This window comes from Streptomyces sp. NPDC087428 (genome assembly GCF_044744085.1).
In the GTDB taxonomy this organism is placed as follows: Bacteria; Actinomycetota; Actinomycetes; order Streptomycetales; family Streptomycetaceae; genus Streptomyces.
In genome coordinates this window covers 229,301-236,210 of the sequence record NZ_JBIUXR010000008.1, presented here as the reverse complement: position 1 = coordinate 236,210, position 6,910 = coordinate 229,301, and the positions used below count along the sequence as shown (strand labels likewise).

At 72.8% G+C, this 6,910-nt stretch carries 8 protein-coding genes; 5 read left to right on the top strand and 3 right to left on the bottom strand.

The features are described 5' to 3' along the window. Positions 1-139: 139 nt before the first annotated feature. Together ACIO3R_RS18950 and ACIO3R_RS18945 are read right to left on the bottom strand one after the other, a co-directional pair. Positions 140-820: an ABC transporter ATP-binding protein gene (locus tag ACIO3R_RS18950; RefSeq protein ID WP_385355049.1), complete on the bottom strand. Its 681-nt coding sequence runs from the start codon at positions 818-820 to the stop codon at positions 140-142. After that, the gene (locus ACIO3R_RS18945; protein WP_385039523.1) at positions 817-1,908 is read right to left on the bottom strand and encodes an ABC transporter permease; all 1,092 of its coding nucleotides are present in this window, start codon (positions 1,906-1,908) and stop codon (positions 817-819) included. The genes ACIO3R_RS18950 and ACIO3R_RS18945 overlap by 4 nt, the downstream gene beginning before the upstream one ends. A gap of 110 nt (positions 1,909-2,018) precedes the next feature. On the opposite strand from ACIO3R_RS18945, the gene ACIO3R_RS18940 reads away from it, so the two are divergent. Both ACIO3R_RS18940 and ACIO3R_RS18935 read left to right on the top strand, forming a co-directional pair. Then, on the top strand, positions 2,019-3,221 hold the full coding sequence (locus ACIO3R_RS18940; RefSeq protein ID WP_385039526.1) for a sensor histidine kinase: 1,203 nt from the start codon (positions 2,019-2,021) through the stop codon (positions 3,219-3,221). Then, positions 3,218-3,850 (top strand): response regulator, encoded by a 633-nt coding sequence (locus ACIO3R_RS18935; protein WP_385039529.1) that lies wholly within the window; start codon positions 3,218-3,220, stop codon positions 3,848-3,850. Before ACIO3R_RS18940 ends, ACIO3R_RS18935 begins: the two co-directional genes overlap by 4 nt. A 39-nt stretch (positions 3,851-3,889) precedes the next feature. Here ACIO3R_RS18935 and ACIO3R_RS18930 read toward each other — a convergent pair whose 3' ends face one another. Beyond that, entirely contained in the window at positions 3,890-4,192 is a 303-nt protein-coding gene (locus ACIO3R_RS18930; RefSeq protein ID WP_363020846.1) for a DUF5955 family protein, read from the bottom strand. 219 nt (positions 4,193-4,411) lie between these two features. Between ACIO3R_RS18930 and ACIO3R_RS18925 the strand changes: the two genes are divergently transcribed. The 3 genes from ACIO3R_RS18925 to aceB are packed head-to-tail and all read left to right on the top strand — an operon-like array spanning position 4,412 to position 6,889. After that, entirely contained in the window at positions 4,412-5,035 is a 624-nt protein-coding gene (locus ACIO3R_RS18925; protein ID WP_402106910.1) for an NTP transferase domain-containing protein, read from the top strand. Then, positions 5,028-5,231 carry a hypothetical protein gene (locus tag ACIO3R_RS18920; RefSeq protein WP_402106908.1) on the top strand — a complete coding sequence of 68 codons (204 nt, stop codon included), beginning with the start codon at positions 5,028-5,030 and terminating at the stop codon, positions 5,229-5,231. Before ACIO3R_RS18925 ends, ACIO3R_RS18920 begins: the two co-directional genes overlap by 8 nt. Positions 5,232-5,269: 38 nt before the next feature. After that, entirely contained in the window at positions 5,270-6,889 is a 1,620-nt protein-coding gene (gene aceB / locus ACIO3R_RS18915; protein ID WP_402106906.1) for a malate synthase A, read from the top strand. The last annotated feature ends 21 nt before the right edge of the window (positions 6,890-6,910 follow it).

Genomic DNA, 6,910 nt, shown 5'->3' with positions numbered 1-6,910 from the left:
GCCGCCCCCCATGGCGCCCCCCGCGGCGGGGCCCAGCGGGGGGCCGCCCGGCTGAGCCGGCCCCCCCCCCCGGGGGGGGGGGGGGCCGCCCCCCCCCACCCCCCGCCCCACCCCTCCGCCGTAGCGGCGCGCCCCCGGCTCAGGTGAGTGCCGGGGCGGTCAGCCGGCCGTCCTGCATCGTGACCGTCATGTCCATCCGGTCCAGATGGGTCCGGTCGTGGGTGACCATGACGGTCGCCGTGGACCGCTCCCGGGTCAGCGAGACGAGCAGATCCAGCACGGCCGCACCCCGTTCGTGGTCCAGCGCGCTGGTCGGTTCGTCGACCAGGAGCACCGCCGGGTCGTTCATCAGGGCCCGCGCGATGTTGATCCGCTGGCGCTGGCCGCCCGAGAGCTGGTGCGGCCTGCGGTCGGCCTTGTCGGCGAGACCGACCGCGTCGAGCAGTTCCAGCGCCCGGGTCCGGGCGGTCCGCGCCGCGCCGCCCGACAGATGCGCCATGACCTGGAGCTGCTCGGCCGCGGTCAGGGACGGCAGCAGGTTGGGCTGCTGGAAGACGATGCCGATCCGCTCGCGGCGCAGCTCCGCCTTGTCGGCGCGGCTGAGTCCCACGGTGTCCGTCCCGGCGACGGTGACGGCGCCCTCGTCCGGGGTGACCAGCGTGGCGGCCACGGCCAGCAGGCTCGACTTGCCGGAGCCCGAGGGGCCGACGACCGCGGTGAGGGTGCCCGCGGGCACGTCGAGGCAGACCCGGTCCAGGGCGGTGAGCCGCCCGTCGCCGTCGGGGTAGGTGAGCGTGACATCGGTGAGCGTGAGGGTCATCGGGCACTCCCGAGTGCGGTGAGCGGGTCTACGGCGGTGATCCGCCGGATGGACAGGGCCGCCCCGACGGCGCCGAGGACGATCATGACGGCGGCCGGGACGAGGACGGTCGACGCCTCCAGGACGAAGGGCACGGCCCCGCCACTGACCAGGGCGCCGATGCCGGAGGCGAGGGCGGTGCCGATCCCCGTACCGATGGCGAGCATCACCACGGCCTGCCCGAGTGCGTCCCGGAGCAGATAGGGCGTGGAGGCGCCGAGCGCCTTGAGGACGGCGACATCGCCGCTGCGCTGGATCGTCCAGACGGTGAAGAAGGCGCCGATGACCAGGGCGGAGATGGCGAAGAGGAAGCCGCGCATCAGCTGGAGCGAACCGTTCTCGGCCTGGTAGGAGCCGATGGCGGTGAGCGAGCCGTCCAGGGTGAGCGTGCTGGTGCCGGCCGCGCGGTCGCCCGCCGCCAGATCGGCGCCGTCGGCGGTGGTCAGGGCGACCACGGTGGCGTGGGCCGTACCGCCGGAGCCGTCGGCCCCGAGCCGCTGCCAGTCGGCCAGCGCGGTCCACACGACCGGCGTGTGGCTGTACGAGGCGTCGCCGGCGACCGCGGCGACGGTGACCTCGCCGCCGCCGAGGCGCAGCCGGTCACCGGTGCGGGCGGAGAGATCCTCGGCGGCCTGCTCGGAGAGCACGACCTTTCCCGGTGCCACCGGAGTGCCGGAGGGCGCCAGTCCGCCGTCGGGCTCGACGCCGAACGCCGAGACGGCCGCCGTCCGCTCCCCCGCCACCGCGGCGGCGTTGAGCGTGCGGATGCCGAGCGGCTGGGCCTTCTCGACGCCGGGCTGCCGCGCCCAGCTCTGCCAGGCGGTCTCCTTGACGGTGGAATTGGTGAAGGACACCGACTGGCCGTCGGGCGGGGCGGCGAACGCCAGGTGGTCGGCGCTCAGCCCCGTGACGGCCGAGGTGTTCTCCCGGGCCAGTCCGGCCGTGAGACCGGACAGCAGGCCCACGAGCAGCGTGATCAGCACCACGACCGTGCCCATGAGCGCGAACCGGCCCTTGGCGAACCGAAGATCTCTCCATGCAACGAACATGACTCCAGCGTCGGTCCGCGCGGCCGGAGAAACATCGGCCGCCGGCTGGGCCCGACATCAACCTTTCGATTGACCGGCGCCGGGTACCCCGCGCCTACGCTGGACGAATCATGGAAACACGTGTCCACCCCCCGGTCGCCGCCGCGCTGCGGCTGTGTCTGCACGCCCTGCTGCTGGGACTGCTGGCGCTGGCGGCCGTCAAGGCCGTGAGCGGCGGGGACCCGCATGCCACCGCCGTCGTCGTGGTCTCCTGCGTGCTGGCCGCGGTGTACGCGGCGGGTGCGCTCGCCCCTGTCGTGCAGCCGGGTACCCGGGCGGGGGCGGGCTGGCTCGCCGTGCTCGGGGCGCTCTGGCTGGTGCTGCTGGCCCTCTCGCCGGACGGGCTGTGGGTGGCCTTCCCGCTGTACTTCCTCCAGTTGCATCTGCTGCCGATGCGCTGGGGCCTGCCCGCCGTCGTGGTGACCGCGGCCGCCGCCATCACCAGTTTCCTGGTGCACGGGCAGGCGGTCACGCCCGGCACCTTCATCGGCCCGCTGCTCGGCGCGGCGGTGGCCGTCGCCACGGTGCTCGGGTACGACGCGCTGTTCCGGGAGAGCGAGCGGCGCCGTGAACTCATCGAGGAGCTCGTCTCGACCCGGGCGGAGCTGGCGGCCGCCGAACGCACCGCCGGCACGCTCGCAGAACGCGAACGGCTGGCGCGGGAGATCCACGACACGCTCGCGCAGGGCCTGTCCAGCATTCAGCTGCTGCTGCGTGCGGCCGAACGCACCCTGGAGCCGGACGCCCCCGCCGCCCCCCATGTCCGCCAGGCCCGCGAGGCCGCCCAGGACAATCTCGCGGAGGCCCGTCGCTTCGTCCGCGCCCTGACCCCGCCCGACCTGGAGAACGGCTCCCTCGCCGCCGCCCTGGAACGGCTCTCGGCCCGCACCACGGACTCCGCCCTCACGGTGCAGTTCGCCGTCAGCGGCACCCCCGTCGAGCTGCCCACACCGTACGAGGTGGCGCTGCTGCGTACCGCGCAGTCGGCACTGGCCAACACCGTGCGGCACGCCGAGGCGCGGCGGGCCGAGATCACGCTGAGCTTCATGGACACCTCGGTGTCGCTGGACGTGGTCGACGACGGCCACGGCTTCGCACCGGACACCGTCCCGGCGGGCGGCAGCGGCACCGGCGGCTTCGGGCTGCCCGCCATGCGGTCGCGGGCCCGCTCCCTGGGCGGCACGCTGAGCGTCGAGTCGGCACCCGGCCAGGGCACCGCCGTCGCCCTCACCCTGCCGCTCCCCGTCACCCCGAACGGACAGGACTCCGCATGACCTCACCGATCAGGCTGCTGCTCGCCGACGACCACCCGGTGGTCCGGGCGGGGCTGCGGGCCGTCCTGGACACCGAACCGGACTTCCATGTCGCCGCCGAGGCCGCCACCGCCGAGCAGGCCGTCGCCCTGGCCGCGACCGGCGAGTTCGACGTCGTCCTGATGGACCTGCAGTTCGGTGCGGGTCTGCACGGTTCGGAGGCGACCGCCGCGATCACCGCGGTGCCGGACGCGCCCCGGGTGCTGATCCTGACCACGTACGACACGGACGCCGACATCCTCGCCGCGGTCGAGGCGGGCGCCGCCGGCTATCTGCTGAAGGACGCCCCGCCCGAGGAACTGGCCGCCGCGGTCCGTACGGCGGCGGCCGGCCGGTCCGCTCTCGCCCCGGCCGTCGCACACCGGCTGATGGACCGGATGAGGACCCCCGCGGAGGCTCTCACCAAGCGCGAGCTGGAAGTTCTCCAGCTGGTGGGCGAGGGCCTGTCCAATCTACAGATCAGCAAGAAGCTGTTCCTGAGCCAGGCGACGGTGAAGTCCCATCTGGTGCACATCTACGCCAAGCTGGGCGTCGACTCGCGTACGGCCGCGGTCGCGGCGGCGACCGCCCGAAGGCTGATCCGCCGCTGAACCGCGGCCCGCACCGAGCCGCTCACCGGCCGCCCGGGTTCAGCGGCGCGGCGGCTCCCCGAAGAGGTCCACGGCGACCCGCACGTCCCTGAGCGCCGACGCCAGGGCGCTGACCGAGCCGATCGCCCCCGCGATCAGCAGCAGCGACCGGCGGAGCCGCGGGATCTCGGGCACGCCGCTGACCGCCATCGCGTCCAGCGCCGCCAGTTCGTCCTCGGCGATCGCACGGTCCGGGAACTCCGCGGGATGTCCGGCCAGCTCCCTCCGGAGCCGGGAGACGGCCGTACGCAACTCCGTCACCCTCGGGTCCTCGTTGCTGCTGGTCACCCGAGCCTGCCCCACGCTTTTCAACAAAGCACTCCCCCTCGCACATCCTTGTACCGGCGTATCGACCGGGTCCCGAACCGTGGTCAAGTGTCCGGGGGTGCGGGCAAGTTAACGCCATGAAAGGTGCCGGGCGCCACTCCACGGACGGAACTCGGTGTGTCCCGGGCGATCACAGGCGGTTGCAGAAACGGTCCGCCCGGTGCGGGAACCGCCCGTCTGAGGTATCCAGTCCGCATGACACGCATTCCGCTTCCCGCCACCCCCTCCGCCGCCCCGGCCGTCGCCGGGCTGCTCCTCGCCGCGGGCGGCGGCCGCCGGCTGGGCGGCCACCCCAAGGCACTCCTCGAACACCGCGGCCGCCTCCTCGCCGACCACGCGGTACGCACTCTGCGGGACGGCGGCTGCGGCCCGGTCCATGTGGTGCTCGGCGCCGCGGCCGAGGAGGTGCGGGCCAGGGCGGAGCTGGCCGGCTGCACCGTGACCGTCAACCCGGAGTGGACCGGGGGCATGGGCTCCTCGCTGCGCGCGGGCCTCGGCGCCCTCGCCGGCACGGGGGCGGACGCGGTGGTCGTCCTGCTGGTCGACCAGCCCGGCATCGGCGCGGAGGCGGTGGCGCGGGTGCGGTCGGCGTACCGCTCCCGGACGAGCCTCGCGGCGGCCTCGTACGCGGGGGAACGAGGCCATCCGGTGCTGTTCGGGGCCGATCTGTGGGCGGACATCGCGGCGGGCGCGGTGGGCGACCAGGGGGCGCGCGCCTATCTGCGGGCGCACCGCGATGCGATCACGCTCGTCGAGTGTTCCGATGTGGCTCAGGCGTACGACATCGACACGGCGGAGGATCTGTCCCACCTTGAGTGAACACCCTGGCACGCTGCGCCAGCAGGAGGCGACTTCTGTCGACCCGGAGAATCTCGACATCAACAAACCATTGAACTTCCACCATGAGGAAACTACTATCCACTGGTCAGAAGCCCTCTGCACCTCAGACGGCGACCACGGCCGCACCCCGGAGCCCTGGCACGCCGTGCCGTTTCAGGCGACCCGGCGGCCGTGAGACGCCGTCCGCACCGCCCGCTGAAGGAGTGACAGCTCATGTCCGCACCAGCGCCGTCCTCGCTGGCCATCGTCGATGCCGAGCCCCTGCCCCGGCAGGACGAGGTCCTCACCCCCGCGGCTCTCGCGTTCGTGGCCGAGCTGCACCGCCGGTTCACCCCGCGCCGTGACGAGCTGCTCGCCCGCCGCGGCGAGCGCCGTGCCGAGATCGCCCGCACCTCCACGCTGGACTTCCTGCCGGAGACCGCGGCGGTCCGCGCGGACGACTCCTGGAAGGTCGCACCGGCCCCCGCCGCGCTGAACGACCGCCGGGTGGAGATCACCGGTCCGACCGACCGCAAGATGACCATCAACGCCCTGAACTCGGGCGCCAGGGTCTGGCTCGCCGACTTCGAGGACGCGTCCGCCCCCACGTGGGAGAACGTCATCCTCGGCCAGCTCAACCTGATCGACGCCTATAACCGCGCGATCGACTTCACGGACCCGAAGTCCGGCAAGTCGTACGCCCTGAGGCCCGCCGACGAGCTCGCGACCGTCGTCACCCGCCCCCGCGGCTGGCACCTGAACGAGCGCCACCTCCAGCTCGACGGCACCCCGGTGCCCGGCGCGCTGGTCGACTTCGGCCTCTACTTCTTCCACAACGCGCAGCGCCTCATCGACCTCGGCAAGGGCCCGTACTTCTACCTGCCGAAGACGGAGTCGCACCTGGAGGCCCGCCTCTGGAACGACATCTTCGTCTTCGCCCAGGACTACACCGGCATCCCGCAGGGCACCGTCCGCGCGACGGTCCTGATCGAGACGATCACCGCCGCGTACGAGATGGAGGAGATCCTGTACCAGCTGCGCGACCACGCCTCCGGGCTGAACGCGGGCCGCTGGGACTACCTTTTCTCCATCGTCAAGAACTTCCGTGACGGCGGCTCCGAGTTCGTCCTGCCGGACCGCAACGCGGTGACGATGACCGCCCCGTTCATGCGGGCGTACACCGAACTCCTCGTCCGCACCTGCCACAAGCGCGGCGCCCACGCGATCGGCGGCATGGCGGCCTTCATCCCGTCCCGCCGCGACGCCGAGGTCAACAAGGTCGCGTTCGAGAAGGTCAAGGCGGACAAGGACCGCGAGGCGCACGACGGTTTCGACGGCTCCTGGGTCGCCCACCCCGACCTGGTCCCGATCGCCATGGCCTCCTTCGACGCGGTCCTCGGCGAGAAGCCGAACCAGAAGGAACGCCTGCGCGAGGACGTCTCGGTGGCCGCCGGCGATCTGATCGCCATCGACACCCTGCACGCCAAGCCCACCTACGACGGCCTGCGCAACGCCGTCGCGGTCGGCATCCGCTACATCGAGGCCTGGCTGCGCGGCATGGGCGCGGTCGCCATCTTCAATCTGATGGAGGACGCGGCCACCGCCGAGATCTCGCGCTCGCAGATCTGGCAGTGGATCAACGCGGACGTGGTCTTCGAGAACGGCGAGCACGCAACGGCGGACCTCGCCCGCAAGGTCGCGGCCGAGGAACTGGCCGCGATCCGCGCCGAGACCGGCGACGAGGCCTTCGCCGCCGGCAAGTGGCAGCAGGCCCACGACCTGCTGCTCCAGGTCTCCCTGGACCAGGACTACGCGGACTTCCTGACGCTGCCGGCGTACGAGCAGCTGCGCTGAGTCCGGTTCCCGCGTACACCT

Excerpts from the sequence above, each read along its gene's own strand:
- ACIO3R_RS18950 (WP_385355049.1), bottom strand. The coding sequence starts at position 820 with ATGACCCTCACGCTCACCGATGTCACGCTCACCTACCCCGACGGCGAC.
- ACIO3R_RS18945 (WP_385039523.1), bottom strand. The coding sequence starts at position 1,908 with ATGTTCGTTGCATGGAGAGATCTTCGGTTCGCCAAGGGCCGGTTCGCG.
- ACIO3R_RS18940 (WP_385039526.1), top strand. The coding sequence starts at position 2,019 with ATGGAAACACGTGTCCACCCCCCGGTCGCCGCCGCGCTGCGGCTGTGT.
- ACIO3R_RS18935 (WP_385039529.1), top strand. The coding sequence starts at position 3,218 with ATGACCTCACCGATCAGGCTGCTGCTCGCCGACGACCACCCGGTGGTC.
- ACIO3R_RS18925 (WP_402106910.1), top strand. The coding sequence starts at position 4,412 with ATGACACGCATTCCGCTTCCCGCCACCCCCTCCGCCGCCCCGGCCGTC.
- aceB (WP_402106906.1), top strand. The coding sequence starts at position 5,270 with ATGTCCGCACCAGCGCCGTCCTCGCTGGCCATCGTCGATGCCGAGCCC.